This window comes from Brasilonema sennae CENA114, assembly GCF_006968745.1.
Lineage (GTDB): Bacteria > Cyanobacteriota > Cyanobacteriia > Cyanobacteriales > Nostocaceae > Brasilonema > Brasilonema sennae.
Genome location: NZ_CP030118.1, coordinates 5429476 through 5448280 on the forward strand (window position 1 = coordinate 5429476; position 18805 = coordinate 5448280).

The 18805-nt window shown below is 41.2% G+C and carries 14 protein-coding genes; 6 read left to right on the forward strand and 8 right to left on the reverse strand.

Features of this window, described 5'->3' with window-relative positions; genetic code table 11:
* Positions 1-36: 36 nt before the first annotated feature.
* Entirely contained in the window at positions 37-657 is a 621-nt protein-coding gene (locus tag DP114_RS22780) for a transposase (RefSeq protein ID WP_256379390.1), read from the forward strand.
* A gap of 224 nt (positions 658-881) precedes the next feature.
* On the opposite strand, the gene DP114_RS22785 is transcribed toward DP114_RS22780, so the two are convergent.
* The 5 genes from DP114_RS22785 to DP114_RS22805 all read right to left on the reverse strand — a co-directional run bounded on the left by DP114_RS22785 (position 882) and on the right by DP114_RS22805 (position 9162).
* Positions 882-1550 (reverse strand): endonuclease/exonuclease/phosphatase family protein, encoded by a 669-nt coding sequence (locus DP114_RS22785; RefSeq protein WP_171977202.1) that lies wholly within the window; start codon positions 1548-1550, stop codon positions 882-884.
* A 713-nt stretch (positions 1551-2263) separates the two neighbouring features.
* Complete coding sequence (locus tag DP114_RS22790; protein WP_246162668.1) at positions 2264-3790, reverse strand: putative HlyD family type I secretion protein; 1527 nt, start codon at positions 3788-3790, stop codon at positions 2264-2266.
* 302 nt (positions 3791-4092) lie between these two features.
* On the reverse strand, positions 4093-7077 hold the full coding sequence (locus DP114_RS22795) for a peptidase domain-containing ABC transporter (RefSeq protein ID WP_171977204.1): 2985 nt from the start codon (positions 7075-7077) through the stop codon (positions 4093-4095).
* A 595-nt stretch (positions 7078-7672) separates the two neighbouring features.
* Positions 7673-8239: a phycobiliprotein lyase gene (locus DP114_RS22800; RefSeq protein WP_169267433.1), complete on the reverse strand. Its 567-nt coding sequence runs from the start codon at positions 8237-8239 to the stop codon at positions 7673-7675.
* 251 nt (positions 8240-8490) lie between these two features.
* On the reverse strand, positions 8491-9162 hold the full coding sequence (locus tag DP114_RS22805) for a HEAT repeat domain-containing protein (RefSeq protein WP_171977205.1): 672 nt from the start codon (positions 9160-9162) through the stop codon (positions 8491-8493).
* Between the two features lie 214 nt (positions 9163-9376).
* Here DP114_RS22805 and DP114_RS22810 point away from each other — a divergent pair, with 214 nt between their 5' ends.
* On the forward strand, positions 9377-9952 hold the full coding sequence (locus DP114_RS22810) for a fasciclin domain-containing protein (RefSeq protein ID WP_169267434.1): 576 nt from the start codon (positions 9377-9379) through the stop codon (positions 9950-9952).
* A gap of 399 nt (positions 9953-10351) precedes the next feature.
* Here DP114_RS22810 and DP114_RS22815 read toward each other — a convergent pair whose 3' ends face one another.
* Together DP114_RS22815 and DP114_RS22820 are read right to left on the reverse strand one after the other, a co-directional pair.
* The gene (locus DP114_RS22815) at positions 10352-10636 is read right to left on the reverse strand and encodes a hypothetical protein (RefSeq protein ID WP_169267435.1); all 285 of its coding nucleotides are present in this window, start codon (positions 10634-10636) and stop codon (positions 10352-10354) included.
* A gap of 240 nt (positions 10637-10876) precedes the next feature.
* A complete protein-coding gene (locus DP114_RS22820; RefSeq protein WP_169267436.1) occupies positions 10877-12337 on the reverse strand; it encodes an MFS transporter in 1461 nt (486 codons plus the stop codon).
* Positions 12338-12405: 68 nt separating this feature from the next.
* Here DP114_RS22820 and DP114_RS22825 point away from each other — a divergent pair, with 68 nt between their 5' ends.
* From DP114_RS22825 to DP114_RS22835, 3 genes are all read left to right on the forward strand, one after another.
* Complete coding sequence (locus DP114_RS22825; protein ID WP_169267437.1) at positions 12406-12930, forward strand: phosphoribosyltransferase; 525 nt, start codon at positions 12406-12408, stop codon at positions 12928-12930.
* A gap of 176 nt (positions 12931-13106) precedes the next feature.
* The gene (locus DP114_RS22830) at positions 13107-13985 is read left to right on the forward strand and encodes a lipid kinase (protein ID WP_169267438.1); all 879 of its coding nucleotides are present in this window, start codon (positions 13107-13109) and stop codon (positions 13983-13985) included.
* Between the two features lie 86 nt (positions 13986-14071).
* Positions 14072-14677, forward strand: coding sequence for an exopolysaccharide biosynthesis protein (locus DP114_RS22835; RefSeq protein WP_169267439.1), 606 nt, complete (start codon positions 14072-14074; stop codon positions 14675-14677).
* A gap of 172 nt (positions 14678-14849) precedes the next feature.
* Here DP114_RS22835 and DP114_RS22840 read toward each other — a convergent pair whose 3' ends face one another.
* Positions 14850-15089, reverse strand: coding sequence for a hypothetical protein (locus DP114_RS22840; protein WP_169267440.1), 240 nt, complete (start codon positions 15087-15089; stop codon positions 14850-14852).
* 171 nt (positions 15090-15260) lie between these two features.
* On the opposite strand from DP114_RS22840, the gene DP114_RS22845 reads away from it, so the two are divergent.
* Entirely contained in the window at positions 15261-18803 is a 3543-nt protein-coding gene (locus tag DP114_RS22845) for a HEAT repeat domain-containing protein (protein WP_171977206.1), read from the forward strand.
* Positions 18804-18805 lie beyond the last annotated feature (2 nt).

Sequence of the window (18805 nt, forward strand, 5' to 3'; positions counted from 1 at the left end):
AGTGCGATTGAACGTTATCAAAACGCAGAGCGTACAATATCAATTGATGAAATGACGGGTATTCAAGCTACAGAGCGTCTAGAAAAAGATTTACCGATGCGACCTGGTAAAGTTGAAAGAAGGGAGTTTGAGTATATTCGTCACGGTACACAGAGTTTAATTGCTAATTTTGATGTCGCTACTGGTAAGATTATCGAGCCTACTTGTGGAGATTCTCGAACAGAAGTTGATTTTGTTCTCAATATTCGTCGAATCATTGAAAGTGAACCCAATGCTAAAAAATGGCATCTAATCATGGATTGTCTGAATACGCATCAGTCTGAATCGCTGGTTCGTTTGGTTGCAGAAAAAGAAGGTTTGAATATCGATCTGGGTATTAAAGGAAAAAGGGGAATACTCAAATCCATGAAATCCCGTGCTGCTTTTTTAAGTGACAAAACACATCGAATTGTTTTCCATTACACCCCTAAACACTCTTCTTGGCTCAACCAGATTGAAATTTGGTTCAGTATTTTGGTTCGTAAGTTACTTCAGCGTGCTAGCTTCAAGAGTCAGGATGACCTAAAAACCCGAATTCTTGAATTTATCGACTACTTTAATAAAACAATGGCTAAACCTTTTCAGTGGACATATAAGGGTAAAGTGTTAGCTGTCTAATACTTGGTTTATTTACGCCGTGCTGTACTAGTTAGTTTGAATCCACTCTCGAAGCGCACGAATCACAGTATTTTCGTTTTGAGTTTGGCGCTGTTGCAAAAATTGATTGAGCACTTGTGCAGATACCTTGGGAAAGGCAAGGCTAAATTCTGACTCAACATAGTCTCGATGAGACGCAGCGGAAATGCGTTAAATACTTACCCTTGAAACCTCCCCTCTCCCCATTACCTAATCGCCAATTTTGCGATTACCGCAAGATGGTCAGAACCACCTCCAGAAGGGACATAAGCCTCAATAGGCTGTAACTCTTTTGTATACCAAATATAATCAATGCGTCCTACAGGGAAAAACGGACCTGTCATCGTGTGTCCAAAACCCCATCCCACATCATAAAAGCTATCGTGCATTGCTTTGCGCGTCAGCATATAAGTTTCAGATGACTCAGTAAAATTACAGTCGCATATCATAAGATTTGGTACTTTGCGCTGCTTAACAAGATTGGCAATATAAGAAGCTTGTGCTGCGCGAATATCATACCAACCTTGAGCTAATCTCACAGCATCGCTCATAGGATAGTTGGGTATTAGATGAGAGACAATTACCTGTAAATGTCGCTTACCATCCACAAGCACTGTCGCTTGAAATGCGCGTTCAAGAGGTTTTGGCAAAGCTGTAACTTCCTGAATCGGAAAACGGCTCAAAATTCCGACATTGTGAGTGTTCTCAATAGGAAGAAACGCATGATAAGGATAAGTAGAAGCAAATTTTTCTAAAAGAGATTTATCACCATTCTCCGGTACTTCCTGTAAACCGATGATATCGGGAGAATTCGCGTTGACCATTCTCGCGATTTCATCAAAATCGGTATTGGCAAAAAGCATGTTAAACGACATTACCGTAATTTGGCGCGAGTCCTGCGCTAGCGCAACTGGTAACGATGGAAAAAAAAGCGGGCCGTAAAACGCCAAAAAAACACCAAGGGGAAAACAAAGTCCCAATAAACATCTCCATCGACGATAGAAAAACGCAACGGGTAAAAAGAGTAATAGTGGGACAAAAATATATAACGCTACAGTATTAATCAACGCTAACCACCAGAAGCGGTCAAAGAAAACCAGACGCACCAGAATCCACAAACTAAAGAGCGAAATATATCCCCATATCAATCGAGTAAAGATTGTAGATAAGCGCATGAAACCTTCTCAATATAAATTAACGGGGAATAATATGCTGCGTCCCTATTGCCAAACAATGAGAATCGCTGTAGTTTATCTTCAACAGCGCCAGTCTAAATTCCCGAATTTTCGATTCTCGAGCATTATTTTATTTCAATAATCGATGACGGCTATAATCCTTACTGTCGGCGGAACCATAATATTGCCGTTTTTACGTGCTTATGCTTCTAATTCAATTTGGCAATATTATCCTTCCAATACCTCTAATTCTTGCAGGGTATACATTTGACGGTAAAAGGGTGCGTTACACTCCGTTAACGCACCCTACGTAAATCTTATGTTTAATTTGGTTGACTTACTTACTAGCTTGCCAAATAGGGGAATTCCCGTACTCGCAGCCGCAGTACTTTTGCATGCATTGTAATTCTTTGTTACCTTACAGACTTGAGGCTATCAACTTGCTTGGTAAACAAATCGCTGAAAATGCTCATGACAGTACGATTACGCACCTTAATATTTGCACTGATTGACATCCCTGATTGCAGAGGTAATTCCTGATTGTTAACACGCAAAAATTGTTTATCTAAGCGTATTTTAGCAGGGAAACTCTCATAAGGACGAACTTGTTCAGGTGGCAAGGCATCAGAACCAATCCAAACTAACTCACCTTTAATATCGCCAAACTCACTAAAGGGGAAAGAGTCAATTCTAATGTTGACTTTCATTCCTTTTCTCACAAAACCAATGTCTTTATTGGTGAGAAAAACTTTAGCCGTGAGAGCTTCATCAGGGACAATTTTGAGCACTGCTTGACTAGAACTAGCAACAAATCCGGGAGACTTGGCTTTGAGGTCGAAAACAATTCCATCAGATGGAGCACGCAGTTCTTGATATTGTAAAGTGACTTGAGCTTGGCTAATCTGACTGTCAATTTCAGTAATCTGCTTCTGATTTTCTATGATTGCTTTGTTCAAGTCTCTATCAACAGTCGCAATTTGTTTTTCATTGTCAGCAATTTTTGTGAGTAAATCCTTTTTTGCTCCAGACATTGTATTTAGGAGCTTTTCTTTTGATTGGGCGATCGCATATTGTAAACGCGCTTGCTCCTGCCTTAACTGTTCCATTTCAGCTTGCTGCTGACTCACTTCCTGTTTTTGCTTGAGGTATTGTACGCGAGAAATTCCTCCTTGTTTAGCAAGTGGTTCAATACCATTAAGAATGGTCTGACTAACATCCTTAACTTGTTTAGCAGAGGAGAACTGAATTTGCGCTTGAGTAAGCTGTCTTTCTAATTTTTCTGTTTCCAATTTAGCATCGGCGAGTCGAGAGTTTAATTCTGCTTTGCTAAATTCTAGACGAGCTTCTTCCTCTGGCGCTAACTGAACATTTTGAGAGTTTTCACTCAACTGAGCACGATACAATCGATTTTCGGCTATCAGCGCTATTCGATTTTTTGTCAAAGAAGCTATCTCTGGAGGGAGATTAGTTCGCTCAATGAATTGCGGATTTGATAAAGCATTTTTGGCAACAAGTTGGGTACGGTAAAATTGAACTTCCTGCATTAATGTGTTGCGATTTTTCTGTAGAGAAAGCAGTTGCGATCGCGCTGTTGTTGGATCCAGCCTTAACAGTACATCGCCACGGTGTACCTTTTGCCCATCCTTAACATAAACAGCTTTCACAACCCCGTTCACAGGTGTTTGTATTTCCTTTACAGTACCTTGAGGTTCAAGTTTACCCTGAGCTGGAACTGCTTCGTCAATTTTGGCAAAATTTGCCCAAATCACCACCAAAGTTGTCATTCCCATCAGTCCCCAAAGAATCACCCGTGAGAATAAAGGCGACTGTTTCAGCACAACAGATGGTGTAGATTCGTTCTGTTGGACAATTTGTACAGGTACTTTAATCTCAGTCTCTAGTATTTTTCCAGAGACAACACGCTTGTGATCAAGTTTCATTGCTTTCAATTCACTCATAGCCGTAGTTTTTATCAGTTATCAGTTATCAGTTACCAGTTATCAGTTATCAGTTATCAGGTAGGAAACGGACTCGTCCACCCCTTGTTCACTGTTCACTGCGGCTGGTACTGTTTACTGTTTACTGTTCACTGTTCACCCTTCGGGTTCGCCCTTCGGGTATCTCCTGCGGAGACGCTACGCGAACGCAGTCGCCTACGGAGGGAGACCCTCCTGCAGCGCTGTCTCACCAGATGCCTACGGAGGGAAACCCTCCTGCAGCACTGGACTCACTGTTCACTGATTTAAAGCTGTGCTTCTTGTTGTTGATAAAGGCAGTAGTAACGTCCTTTTTGTGCCATCAATTCATTGTGGGTTCCCTGTTCTGCAACTAACCCTTTTTCGAGTAGCAAAATGATGTCAGCGTTCTTGATTGTACTTAAACGATGAGTAATAAAAAACACTGTTCGTCGTCTAAATGCTTCCGCCAAGTTGTCACAAACTTGCCGTTCCGATTGATAATCTAGAGCACTGGTTGCTTCATCAAGAATCAACAAGCGGGGGTTTTGTAAGACTGTACGAGCAATAGCAATACGCTGTCGCTGTCCTCCAGATAAGGATGAGCCTCTCTCTCCGACTCTGGTGTTATAGCCATTGGGCAAAGACATAATAAAGTCATGAGCTGCAGCAACTTTGCTTGCTGTCATAATTTCATCAGTTGTGGCGTCAGGATTTGTCAGCGCAATATTTTCCTGTATGGTTCCGTCAAACAAAAGTGAGTCTTGAAGCACCATACCAATCTGACGGCGCAGGGAATAAAGTTCTATTTTGGAGATGTCGTAGCCATCGATGAAAATTCTGCCAGACTCTAAGTCATACAGTCGTGGTAAAAGTTTCATCAAAGTGCTTTTACCAGAACCACTTTGTCCGACAATACCGACAAATTTTCCGCTTGGGAAATCCAGGTTAATATTATTCAACTGAAGTGGAGAAGTTGGTGTGAAGCGAAAGCAGACGTTTTCAAACTTGACAGTACCATCAATAGCAGGTAGAGGAATGTTTTGACTGTCTTCATCAACTTCTGAGGGAGTATCCAAGATATCTGCAAGGCGTTCTAGAGAAAGCCCCGTTTGTTGAAAGTTCTGCCACAATTGGGTTAATCGTAATAAAGGAGCGGTAACGTAGCCAGAAATAATCCGAAAGGCAATCAGTTGTCCTAAGGTGAGTTGTCCTTTGAGGACTAAATACGCTCCTACCCATAACACAAGTAAGGAAGAGACTTGGTTAAGAAAATTGCTGGTGACACTAGCAGCCGTGGAAGTAACAACAGTTTGGAATCCAGCGGTGACATAATTACTGTAATATTCTTGCCAGCGCCAGCGCGATCGCAATTCAATATTTTGGGCTTTGACTGTTTGAATACCTGACAGCGCCTCGACTAAATAAGATTGAGTTTCAGAGTAACGTTCAGCCTTAAAACGCAGTTGGCGGCGCATGATCGAGGAAAAAAGTATCGTCATAAAAGCAAACAAGGGTACAGTCGCCAAAGCCACAAGAGTCAACATCCAACTGTAAACCACCATCACCAGGATGTAGATTGTCGAAAAAACTGCGTCCAACACCACTGTTAAAGCAGTACCCGTCATAAAAGACCGAATATTTTCCAGTTCACTGGCGCGAGTGGCTAACTCCCCCACAGGACGTCGTTCAAAATAGCGCAAGGGTAAACGAAACAAACGGTCAATAATTTCTGAGCCTAAAGTCAAGTCAATCCGGTTAGTCGTATCAACAAAAAGATAGGTGCGGACACTCGTTAAAAGTCCTTCAAAAACAGCCATGATTAAGAGCAAAACCCCCAATACATTCAGGGTTTCAAAGCCGTTCTGAATAATCACTTTGTCAATAATAATCTGGATGATTAAGGGATTAGCCAGACCAAACACTTGGACAAAAAAAGAAGCAATCAGAACTTCCAAGAGAACTTTGCGATATTTGATTAGAGAAGGGACAAACCAACTTAAACTAAATCGCTTTCTAGGAGTATACTTGGCAACTTTCAGCAGCAATACCTGACCTTCTTGACCCCAGTTTTCAACAAAATGGTCAGGATCTTGCTGGACAATCCCAACTTCTGGTACACCCAGGACTAGCTTTTTCTCGCTAATTTCATAAAGGATAGCGAAAGTATCTTGCCAGCGAATCATAGCTGGAGCTTCCAGTTTTGTGATTGCTTTTGCTGACACGTTTATCATTTGAGTATTTAACCCAATCAGTTCACAAACAGCACCGCAAAGCTGTAGTGAAAGAGTTTGAGTGCGCGAAATCTGGTTGTTGAGGATTTGATCAATCACATCTCGGCGAAAGGGTATATTTAAATGCTGGCTCAGCATTTGGAAGCAAGCTAAAGTCGCCTTTAGAGGACCTCTACCATGAACATGAGGATATTTTGGCTGTGATTGAGTATCTGATGGTTTTTCTAACCTATAAGGATGCTCTGGTGCTAATGGTACTTGTTGTAGTAAAGAGTCTATCCTTAAGGAATCTTTGGTTCTAGATATAGATGCAGAGGCAGAAAGGGTTGCCCGAGGCAAACCGACTAAGCGAACATAACCAAAAGTTTGTACCTCTAGATATGTCATGACATCGTTTAGTTGTAAGCGGGTTCCCACAGGAAAATCTTTAAGTATCCCACCACTGACAAACCACACCAATTGAGGATCTAGGTGATCCAAAGGTATTGTCTCTTCTAGGAACGTGCAGACAACTGCTTCGTCTAAAACTTTGAGGGTCAGTTCTTTGATATCTGTTGCACCATATGAAGCCAAAACAGTTTCACTATCAGCTCGCTTTGCTAACTCAGTACTCAGTAGTTCAAAAACTTCAACCGCAGTACAGCGATTTTCAAAGCAAATAGAAATAGCAGGAGAATAACTCAGCAACGCTAAAAACTCTGTGGCGCTTAGAGTCAGACAAATGGTTTCTGTAGAGGCTATGACTGTTTCGCATGGAATCCCTCTAATTAAACTAGTCCAACCCAGGATTTCTCCTTTTTGAACTAATTGCAGCGTTTCAGGCATCTGAGCATTCGGGTCATAACCCAGCAAGCGGGCTTGCCCTTGATAAATGATAAATATTTGAGAAGGCATTTGTTCCCGCACCAAAACGCTCTGACCCATGTGGTAGCGTAACATCTCAAACTTTGGAACTAATTTTGCCAGTTCTCGTGTTGGCAGTTGATTGAAGGGAAATAATTCAGAGATGAACTCTTGTATGGAAGCAGTATAAGTCATGCAATTTTGGATGAGTTACTAGTCCTTAATCATTCGTCACAAATCAATCGAAGTCATTAGTCATTTCATGTGAACTAGATCACACATTCTTTGATCCAATTGTGCAAAGATAAATTTTCCCAGTCGTATAAGCACAAACCAACCTCCCATGTGAATCGAACGTCAAAGTTGACATGGTTTACGAAATTGAAGGTATATGCACCAATACCCAACGCCCGAAAGTTCTCAGTAGTTTTCTTTCCTGCTGTGTTACTTGCTCTGTTAATTGGTGTGTGGCAGATTTAAACGACCCTGACTAATTTTTGGTAGGCACTTGTGGCGTAGACTTTATTTCTACTTTGTCAGGAATAAAAACCTTTTACAATATCTTCACTATCTTAAGTGTGATTTCAGGCAAATTGCACTGTAAAAATAATATCCAGTTCTCAAGGATATCATTACATTCTCAGTACTTTTACTGTAGACTTATATATTTATTACATTAAAAATAAAATTCATAATTCCATTAATACTTAAGTAAAAATATAGCCCCTGATCATAGGGGCTAGTTAAATCAGAACTCTGAGCACCGTAAGTTTTTTGTCACTTATAACACCTAACTTGAGGCTGAGTTAGTTGCCTGAGAAACTTTTGCTGTAGGTTGACCTCCACCCATGCGAATTTCAGAAGTGAATGAAGCTGTGCTAAAACCATCAATACGTTTCACCACACTCACCCGCATCCGCAAATTGGGACTAGCAAACCACAGGCGTTCTTCATAGCACACGGTTTCGTACTCTGTTGTAAAGGTCAATGCGTCATCAGTGCCTATCTTGTAGCGTCCAACAACTGGGGTTTTCCCAGGAGAATCCATTGCCCGCAGGAATTTGCCTTCATTGGGATTATCTTCATCTGGAATAGCAACGAATACTGTAGAACCAGTCTGTTTTTTTTCATTCCCTGCCATAGTGGCATTCCAAGTCACTTTGGCACCGTAACAATTGGGGCTATGCTCAACATTGTACTGTTGGCACAGTTTTACTACTTCTGGATGATCACTACTGAGTCTTTCTATGATTGTGTCTGATTTGCCATTTTCTGATTGCTTACAAGCCAAATCGTGACTGGTACGATGGGAAAACCATTTACCAGGGCTTAACTCAAAAAACTCTTCAATATTCATCAATGAAATTACCTTGCTTCAAAATCCTTTTCATTTTCCAAAGTAGCAGGAGGGAGTCACTCGCTTCTCAAACATTCAAAATTCAAAGGTGTAGGGGTGTAGGGGTGTGGGGGAGCCAGTACTGCAGGAGGGTTTCCCTCCGTAGGTATCTGGCGTGTGTAGGGGAATAAAAGAATAGGAAAATAAATGCATTTTCCCTATCCCCTGGTTAATGTATTTCCGTTACACCCTTATACCCCTAGTTTATTTGCTTAACCTGCTTCCTCCAAGCGTTTCAGGGAATATTTGGCTGCTTCAGCAACGTGGTTGTGACTATCTTTTTCCAGGTATTTTAAAGCTGAAATACTTTTTGGACTGGGAAGCTGACCTAAGGCTTCTGCAAGACGCTGACGCACTAACCAATCATCTGATTGGGCAAAGCGCAAAATCAGATCCACAGACTCGATATCTTTGATTTCTCCTAATGCAGCGATCGCCGCTTGTTGTAAAATCACTTCTTCACTGTCCAATGCTTTTATGAGGATTTCACGGGCACGACTGTCTTTGAGATTACCAAGTGAAACAGCTGCGCTAAACCGTACTAACCAATCAGTGTCTTCATAAAATATTCGCATTAGGGGTTCAACAGCTCTAATATCACCCAAATATCCTAAAGCACCCGCAGCATCCGCACGTATACCATAATCCGGGTCAGTTTCTAGGATTCGCACCAAAAGTGGGTAACTTTCTTCTGTTTGCTTGACTCCCAAAGCAAAGATTGCCATTGATCTCAGTTGCAGAGACTCGTCATCCAAAACTTTTTTAATCAAAGGAAGTGCGTCCTCTGCTGCAATATGCCTCAATGAGGCGAGGGCTACCATGCGATCGCGCAAATTAGAACTTTCTAACTGGGTAGAAATCTCCTGTAAGCTTGGAGCTGCCATCTTGTTTACTTAAATGAGTTTTACTATTTTTCTTCATATTAAGTATCATTACAAATTCTCAGACAGATTACCTAAACCCAGCAGTAAGTAAATCCGTACCAAATTGATTTAGAAATCTAACTACAGGAATAATAACTGTAGTATTACAAAATGTTACTCTTTTAAAAATCAAAACAACTTCGTAACAAAATATTCGCATCTAAAGTTAAAAGCCATGAATATCCAACAAAATCAACACTTTTTTGGTAAAACACTTGGTATAGCGATCGCTACAGCCAGTCTTTTGATCAGCACTCCAACTTTCGCCCAGACTCCCTCAGCTGCACCGACCAAACCAGCCACCTCAGGTGCTCCAACAACTGGAACAACTGGTGCAGGTACAATTGTCGATGTTGCCAGTTCTAATAGTTCTTTCAAAACCCTAGTAAAGGCTGTGAAGGAAGCTGGTCTTGTAGAAACCCTGTCTGGAACTGGTCCATTTACCGTGTTTGCACCCACGGATGCTGCATTTAATAAGCTACCAAAGGCAACTTTGCAAAAACTACTCAAGCCAGAAAACAAGGCAACTTTGACCAAGATTTTGACCTATCATGTCGTATCTGGTGCACTTGATTCCAAAAGCCTCAAGTCAGGTTCGGTGAATAGCGTTGAAGGTAGCCCACTTAACGTTAAGGTTGGGAATGGTGTAACGGTGGATAAGGCAAAAGTTACCAAAGCAGATGTCAAAGCTAGTAATGGCGTGATTCATGCGATTGATACAGTGCTTATTCCTCCAGGAGTGAAGCTGTAGTGTTTGCGCTACAACCCCTAACGACATAGACATGTTGGCTTAGAGTTCAGCCTTTCCTTATGTTTCCATAAAAAGATAGGCTGGACGTAGATACATGTTGCTTTGCGTACTGAGTGCTTTGTAACCTACGCCATATTTACCTTAATGATTCTGACGTTCCTTGAGTTGCAGTAATCTTTGCGCTTGGATTTCGCGGCTAATTGGGTAGAAAGACGGTGACACTAAGCCAAAAATTAAAGCGATCAGATCTGGCTATGTCTTGAGCTTACATACTAGTGATCCAGTTTTGTCCAATGATTGGTGAGGCAGCGCGGTCTTGGGGGTCTCCCCCATGAGCGACTGCCGAACCCGAAGGGTGTATAGCATTTACATTAATCAGTGGACAAAATTCGTTGTTTTTCAAAACCTTATGGGATAAACCTTTGATCCAACAACGCCAATCAGCACGACAAGACCTAGTGCTCTGCGAAAGTAATTAACGCCTTGAAATAATTCCTCCCATGCCCAAGTAAACAAGGAGCCAAAAGCCACAGCGTCTAACACTGTATTGATTTCGCCGCTTGTAAAAATGAGTTTGAGTAAACTAGCTACAGCCCACACAATAATTGGTGGGTTTGGTGGCTCAGCCACAACAATCTGACCTTGGCTGTCGCGGAAGATTTTATCGAATAATGTATTTTCCATTGTTTGAATGCCCGCGATTGCTGCGCGGTTTATAAGACCTATAACCAAATCTACATCAGAAACTGATGTGGAATCAGAAGAATTTAACCCCACTTGGGCACGACTTGGGAAGATATTGGAATAACTATCACATAATCAGGACTTACGCAAAAATAACGTAGTTGTGTCATTGCGACGTAAGGAAGCAATCTCACAATCAAGTTCATTCGTAACTCGTGCGTAAGTCCTAATAATAATCAACTAAAAATCTCTATTCTCTACTTTATTCTGACGTTCCTTAAGCTGCAGTAAAATTTGCGCGTGCATTTCACGAGTAATTGGGTAGAAATACGTTAAAATGACGCCACAAATTAATGCGATCGCTGGTATCGGACCAATAGAAAAGCGAATGACTTCTAACACCGAATCTGGTTGGATTGGTATCGGGATTTCGTTTGTGGGTTTAATATAACCAGCGGTACCCAATTGTTGTAAAACAACGTTAACTGCAATCCCCAAACAGATTTTTTGCACAAATACTATGAAACTATAAAAAATGCCTTCCCGCCGCTGTCCTGTTTTTAATTCATCCAGTTCAATAATATCAGGTAACATTGACCAGGGAACTAAGTAAGCCACGGATACGCCAAAACCTGCCATGACTGCTAAAAAGTACATCAACACAACTTGACCAGGCTGTACGAAAAAGAGTCCTCCCTGGGCGATAATCCACAAACTCATGCCCATAAAGTACACGGCTTGTTTGCCATAGCGCCGGCTGATGGCACTCCAAACAAATAGCATAGACATAGCAGTTCCTTGCACCGCCAAAAGCACTAAGCTAATATGCCATTGTGGAAGGCGCATCCAACTGGTGACAAAGTAAGGAATGATACCCGCAGTTAGTTGCACAGCTAACCAAGAACACAGATAAATCCCCACCACAAATAAGAAAGCGCGATTGGTAAAAGCAATTTTGAGTTGCTGCAATAACGGGATAGAGACAGTTTGCTCTGTTTCGGGGTGTAACTTTGCGACAGCTTGAGCACGTTTTTTGGTTCCCCAAACACACCAATACACAGGTAAAACAGAGATAACCGCACAGATCGCTCCTAGTAATAAAAACTGTTGAGTGCGGTTACCAGGAATCACCAGGGAGATGACTAAACCGATAATAAGAGCAAGAATGCTACCGCCAATAGAAAAGGTGAAGCGAAAACTGTTAAGACTGGTGCGTTCGTCGTAGTCTTGGGTTAGTTCTGCAGTCAGAGCAGTGTATGGTAAATTGACGATTGTATAAAAACTATTAAAAAAAATCGAAATGGCAGTGTAATACCAAAACAAGCTCCACTGATTCGCCTGATCGTTATTACTAAACTGAGGTACAATCCACTGCAAAAAAAAGAAGACTCCAAAGGGAATTGCTCCCCAAATCATCCAGGGATAGCGTCTTCCCTGCTGACTTTGGGTGCGATCGCTCAACACCCCCACCATTGGATCGTTAACCGCATCCCACACTTTGCCGATCAGCTGGGTTTGTCCTGCTAATGTGGGACTTAAACCAGCGACATCTGTGAGGAAGGGAGACAAATAAGAAATCCCAATCATCGCAGTGATCGCCGTACCCAAATCCCCAGCACCAAAAGCAAGTTTGGTACTCAAATCGAGTTTTTCACTTTCAGGAGTCTGTTGAGAGGAGCCATCAGAAGCAGAATCGCTCATAATATCTTGCGCTCATATTAAAATCAAAGGAATTTGTCATACATTCTTAGCAATAAATTAAGTTCCCTATGCCAGACCTTTACGTTTCTTGGTCAGATTATCACCAAAAAATTGAACAACTGGCTGCTCAAATTTATGAATCCGGCTGGAAATTCAACCAAATTGTTTGCCTCGCCAGAGGAGGACTGCGTGTAGGAGATATCCTCTCACGTATTTATAATCAGCCTTTGGCGATTTTGGCAACCTCATCTTACAGTGGCTCTGGTCAGCAACAAAGGGGTAGCTTAACATTTTCTCATCACTTGACAATGACCACTGAAAATTTAGGTTCGCGGATTCTTTTGGTAGATGATTTGGTAGACTCTGGAATCACACTCAAGGAAACAATTCCTTGGCTAAAAGAACATAGTGATTCTCCTATTGAGGATATTCGTACCGCTGTTATTTGGTACAAAGCCTGTTCAGTGGTAGCACCTAATTACTACGTTGATTATTTGCCTGACAACCCTTGGATACACCAACCTTTTGAACCTTACGAGTTGATGAATCCAGAGGATCTTGTGGCAAAGGTGAGTCATCAATTAGGGGTGTAAAGGCATAAGGGAGTAGGGGGAGCCAGTGCTCGGCTTACACCCCTACACCCCTGTGTTTTTTGAAAGTCTCCACGGATTCTCAAAAATCTTTGGAGGATTAAGATAGAAGAAATTTTCAGCAAAGTTTATATCAGAAGTAGAAAATTATAGGTAGTACACTACAAAAAACACGGCAAATGAAACATCGTGCACTACTGCTCATAAATACTCACGCCCGCCAAGGGGAAAACCGTCTAGCTGAAGCAGTTGAATGTCTTAAAGAACTGGGCTTCGATCTGATTGATGAGTTCCCAGAAGAAGCACAACAGTTACACGAAGTTATTACCCGCCACCAACATGAAGTTGATTTAGTGATCATTGGTGGTGGTGATGGCACTCTCAATGCTGCGGTAGACGCTTTGGTAGAAACGCAGTTACCTCTAGGAATTATCCCCCTAGGAACTGCCAACGATTTAGCTAGGACTTTAGAAATTCCAAATTCTCTCCCTGAAGCTTGCAAAATTATTGCCAATAATCAGGTACGACGTATTGATTTGGGGTGGGTAAATGGTAAACACTTTTTCAATGTAGCAAGCTGTGGACTAAGTGTGAAAATTACTCAGCGACTCACCAAACAAGTGAAGCGTCGTTGGGGAATACTCGCTTACGCGATCACTGCATTGCAAGTGGTTTTGAAATCTCGACCTTTTAGAGCAGAGATTAGTATCAATAACACACCTATCATAGTCAAAACTGTGCAAATAGCTGTAGGGAATGGTCGATATTATGGTGGTGGTATGGCAGTGGTTCATGATGCCACAATTGATGATCAAAAGTTAGATTTATACAGTGTGGAAATTAAACACTGGTGGCAAATTATCCCCTTATTACCTGCCATGCGAAAAGGACGACATATTTATTCGGATCATGTACGTACTATCAGCACTCAAGAAATTGAGATTCGTACACGTAAACCACGTCCCATCAATACAGATGGTGAAATAACGACCTACACTCCCGCTCAGTTTCGTGTTATTCCTCGTGCTTTAGCTGTGTTTGTACCATCAAATAAATAATCAATATTTAATTATGACCAATAATCATGCGAAGAATGAGTAAGTTAGAAGATAAGACATTTTATATCTGATAATTTATCATTACGATGCAGCTAAAATTTTCTCAAGATATTAAATTCCTGCTGCTAAGGTTAGCCGAACAGCCACTCAGTCTTGGTGATGTTTTGGCAGAAACCTCAGAACGTGGTTTTAGCGTGGTCATTACATTATTGGTTTTGCCATTTTTGTTTCCTGTTCCACCTGGATTAACTGGACCTTTTGGTGGCGCTTGCTTGATATTATCGGCACAGATGGCTTTGGGGAGGCGATCGCCTTGGTTGCCTAAAAAAATTGCGACATATAAATTTCCCCGTTCTTTTACCCAAGTAATTTTAAAAAACCTACAAAAAGTTACCAGAATTTTAGAAAAAATCACTCGTCCTCGATTGGCAAAAGTAGCAGAACATCCTTTGACTTGGCGAATCAATGGGTTTTGTATTTCTTGGTTAGCAATATTACTAATTTTGCCAATTCCTCTGACTAATCCCATTCCTCCAGTAGGAATATTGCTCTTAGCAGTAGCCACTGTAGAATCTGATGGTTTATTGATGTCCGTTGGCTACGTTTTCACAGTTTTGACGACTTTACTATTTGGATTCATCTTTTATGCTTTGTGGATGGCTCCAAGTTTATTACCACATTTTTTCCATTAATTTATTAAGACTGGTTGTAGGTTGTCATAAATAAGATTGTGAAAGAAAAAACCCTCAGTCATTAACTGAGGGCATCAATTAGGGTGCATCTACCATCTCTGTATCCGTCATGAGTTTCTCTGGATCAGGAAGAATAAAAAAGATTCCGTTGTTGTTTCCAGTTTTTTTTGGTTTAATTCTTGATGTCGCCAGCACACTTGTTCTGTTTATCGTTTTTGTCCTTATCCTTCAGACGGCTTGCTTGTTTGAGCACTGGAATATATTGGTTAATCATCCAGATAAGAACCTCTATTGTGGAGTCTCCTTGATGAATGCGGTTTTCGGCTTTTACGCAAATTAGTATTGTTTGCAGAATTAGCAACAAAGGGATCGCTTTTTGACTGAAGTTTTTACCATATTTTTTAGCTGACATTTGAATTAACCTTGTGTTTAGGTTGACAAGGTTAATTATTTTTTTGGGTATTTCCCCAGACAGATTCCCCACGCAGTGTCTATAATGCTTATAGCATCAGGGTTTGCTGCTTGGGGAAGCTTGTCTGTTTGAGGAAACAAAATTTCTTAAGATTATGTTTATATTTGACTGATGGCAAAGAATATTCGTCGGGATGAATCAGTTTTAGAGAATACGTTAAGTCTGGTAGAAGCTTTGCTGTCTCATGCTGATGAACAATTAGCGGATGTGGAATTAAAAGACGCAGTTGATGTTGAGTGGGTAAGGGATAATAAACTGCGAGTCACGGGAAAAGAAGTCAAACAGACAACTGGGAAAAGAACCCGAACAGTTGAAGTAGGCACTAGGAGGGAACATTTACTAAAGCTGCTGAAAAAAGCTGGCAAAAGTTTAAAACTTCCCAAGCTAAAAGGCGAAGCTAGCAGCAGTGAACAAAATAGGGAATTAGCAGAGATTCAAACTGCACTCGACTGCTTAAAAGAGTTGGGAGTGCGCGAAGACGAAAAATCTGCCAAGAATCAAGGTTACTGGAAATTTACACTAACGCTGAAACATCAGACGGCGACAGGTGAAGAGAATCTGGAGGTGTTAAAGCAGAAGTGGAACGAACACCCAAAGGCAAATTCAAAAGAAATATCTCAGACTGCACAAACAGCAGAGAAAAGCTTCGACTGGCAAGAAATCTGCCGCACAATGTTGGAAAAGCAGAAGCAGATGACTACCAATCGGCTCATGCGTGCAGATGAGATGCTATTTGATATCAAAGACATTTGTGTGGATCTGGCATTAGTCAAACGCAAACAGCAAGATAAGCGTAGTGGAGAGGATAATCCTGAAAAATCCCAGCTGTACAAGCCAGACTACGAAGAAACCGAGAAGCTGGAGTACAAAGATTTTCTTGCCCAAGTCTTAGAATCACAGCAAAGCAACAAAATCGCGATTATTGGCGAACCAGGCGCAGGTAAAACGACGCTTTTACAAAGAATTGCTTTTTGGATATTGGACAAGACTGATTATTTACCGATTTGGATACCATTGGGAAATTTACCAACTCCAGCGCCAAAGTTCAAGGAGTATCTCTTGAATGATTGGCTGCAAGATGCTATCGTTTCCGTCACGCCGGAAATCAAGGCTGAGTTTGAAAAACTGTTGACGGCTGGTAGAGTGTGGTTGCTTCTAGATGGCGTAGATGAGATGGCTGCCAAATCCGCGAATGCTCTCAACGTTATTGCTAACCGGATCGTAGGCTGGAGTGAGCGCTTGCATGTAATGCTGACGTGTCGGTTGAATGTCTGGGAAGCAAATCCATATTCTCTCAACGGCTTTCAAACCTATCGCACCTTGGAGTTTAGCCAAGATAAAGTAGAGGAGTTTATCAACGATTGTTTCCAAAAAAGCGATTCAGCACTGGGTATTCAGTTGCAGCAAGCGTTAAACCAATCCGGTAAAGAGCGAATCAAGGATTTGGTGAGAAATCCCTTGCGGTTGACGCTGTTGTGTGCAACTTGGCATTTGCGAGATGGCAAGTTACCCGATACTAAGGCAGAACTTTACCAGCAGTTTGTTGATGAAGTCTACAGGTGGAAGCAAGAGGAATTTCCCACAACACCCGAAGATAGAAAGCAACTCAACGCCAAGCTCAAAGAATTAGCGCTAGCAGCAATTGACAACGAAAAGAACCGATTTTGTCTCCGGGAAAAGTTTCTTGAGGGTGTGTTGGGAGAAAGGGATGGTTCTGTGTTCCAATTGGCGCTCAAAGTTGGCTGGCTCAATCAAGTCGGCGTAGACGCAAAAAATCCCAATCAACCCGTCTACGCTTTCTTTCATGCCACTTTTGAGGAATATTTTGCAGCGCTGGCGAGGCTCCAGCAGGGAGCCGCCCAAGGGGCGAACGCCGATTGGCATTTTTTCCTCAACCACGTTCCCGACAACCCCGCGCAAGGCACTTACCGCATTTTTGAGCCGCAGTGGAAGGAGGTGATTTTGCTGTGGTTGGGGCGTGAGGATGTCGAGAGGGAGGAGAAGGAGGAGTTTATGAAAGCGTTGGTGGAATTTGAGGATGGGTGTGGAGGATTTTATTCGTATCGAGCGTATTTCCTTGTGGGGGCTGGGATTGCGGAGTATAAGAATTATCCCAAAGCCGATGAAATAGTGGCACAAATTGTTAAGTGGAGCTTTGGTTATTTCGATAGTGAAAAACAGCAGTGGCGATCTTGCTTCAAAGAAATTGCAGATACAGCTAAGATAGCCCTGAAAGAAACAGATATTCAAAGGAAAACTGTTGCTCTGGTGCAACTAATTCAGCAGTCAGAGAGCGAATATCTCTGCTGGGAAGTTGCTAATCACTTGGCTCAAAATGGTGCAAACTACCCGGAAGTTCTTTCTGCTTTATTGGATTCAATCAGAAAATATCCAAAGGAATTTAGTCTTATAAAAGAAAAAATATTAAGAAAAATTTACTTTCGCAACCAAGAAGCTATTGCAGCGCTAGTAGAGTTAATGAACAGCTCTCAAGATGAATATACTCGCATTATATCAGCATTATGTATAGGAACAATCGACCCTGGCAACCTGCAAGCCGTTGGTGTCCTAGTAGAGTTAATTAACGACTATAAAGATAAAGAAATTTGTAAATTGGCGATATCCTTTTTAGGAGAAATTGGCAATACGAATCAAAGAGCATTTAATACTCTCTTTGATTTAATTAACTCTTCTCAAGATAAAGAAATTTGTCAAAGAGCACTATTTAGTTTAGAAGAGATTGGCACTATAAATCCAAAAGCTGTAGCTGCATTAATAGATTTATCCAATCACTCTCCTGATAAAGAAATTCGTGAAACAGCACTATTTCATTTAGGAGAGATTGGCACTATAAATCCAAAGGCTGTAGCTGCATTAGTAGATTTATCCAATCACTCTCCTGATGAGGATATCCGTAGTTTAGTTCAAGTTAGTTTTTCAAAAAATAATATTAAAAAAAAGTTTTCATTACCAATCATTTACGGTATGAGAACAATCAGTGATTATCTGATTAAGTTAAAAATGAAATCTCAGGATGAAGAAAAATACAAATTTGCCAAAAGTATTTTAAGAAAATTTGAGTCTGACAACCAAATAGAAGCTGTTGCGCTGGTGGAATTAATCAACAACTCTCAGGATAGAAATATTCAAAAGCCAGCAATAACAATTTTAGGTGAAATAGGCTCAGGTAATCAAAAAGCTATTGATGTGCTAGTTGAGTTAATCAACAATTCTCAGGATGAAAATATCCGTCACTCAGCAGTAGAAAGTTTAGGAAAAATTGACTCAGATAATCCAATAGTCATTGATACCCTAGTTGAGTTAATCAATAACCGTCAGAAGATTTTTTTATTTAGTTCAGTACTAACAAATTTAGGAGAATTTGGCTCAGGCAACCCAAAAGCAGTTGATGCCCTGCTTGAGTTAATAAGAAATTCCAAGAATGAATCTATTTATAGCGAAGCAGAGAGCTTACAGAAGATTTTGATAGAGGATCAGATGGCAAAAGTTGTCATCGCTTTAAAAGCTTCTTTATCAAAAGAGACTTACGAAAACAACTTTGAGCGCTACAAGCATTGCGTTCAACTCATCTGGCACTGCGCCCAAAATATGCCCTACCCAGACTTCTACCAAGCTTGGCATCAGCAAGAATGAGT

Coding starts and splice junctions, on each gene's coding strand:
- DP114_RS22845 (WP_171977206.1), top strand. CDS start 15,261: ATGGCAAAGAATATTCGTCGGGATGAATCAGTTTTAGAGAATACGTTA.
- DP114_RS22815 (WP_169267435.1), bottom strand. CDS start 10,636: ATGGAAAATACATTATTCGATAAAATCTTCCGCGACAGCCAAGGTCAG.
- DP114_RS22830 (WP_169267438.1), top strand. CDS start 13,107: ATGAAACATCGTGCACTACTGCTCATAAATACTCACGCCCGCCAAGGG.
- DP114_RS22785 (WP_171977202.1), bottom strand. CDS start 1,550: ATGTCGTTTAACATGCTTTTTGCCAATACCGATTTTGATGAAATCGCG.
- DP114_RS22795 (WP_171977204.1), bottom strand. CDS start 7,077: ATGACTTATACTGCTTCCATACAAGAGTTCATCTCTGAATTATTTCCC.
- DP114_RS22810 (WP_169267434.1), top strand. CDS start 9,377: ATGAATATCCAACAAAATCAACACTTTTTTGGTAAAACACTTGGTATA.
- DP114_RS22800 (WP_169267433.1), bottom strand. CDS start 8,239: ATGAATATTGAAGAGTTTTTTGAGTTAAGCCCTGGTAAATGGTTTTCC.
- DP114_RS22840 (WP_169267440.1), bottom strand. CDS start 15,089: ATGTCAGCTAAAAAATATGGTAAAAACTTCAGTCAAAAAGCGATCCCT.
- DP114_RS22835 (WP_169267439.1), top strand. CDS start 14,072: ATGCAGCTAAAATTTTCTCAAGATATTAAATTCCTGCTGCTAAGGTTA.
- DP114_RS22790 (WP_246162668.1), bottom strand. CDS start 3,790: ATGAAACTTGATCACAAGCGTGTTGTCTCTGGAAAAATACTAGAGACT.
- DP114_RS22805 (WP_171977205.1), bottom strand. CDS start 9,162: ATGGCAGCTCCAAGCTTACAGGAGATTTCTACCCAGTTAGAAAGTTCT.
- DP114_RS22820 (WP_169267436.1), bottom strand. CDS start 12,337: ATGAGCGATTCTGCTTCTGATGGCTCCTCTCAACAGACTCCTGAAAGT.
- DP114_RS22825 (WP_169267437.1), top strand. CDS start 12,406: ATGCCAGACCTTTACGTTTCTTGGTCAGATTATCACCAAAAAATTGAA.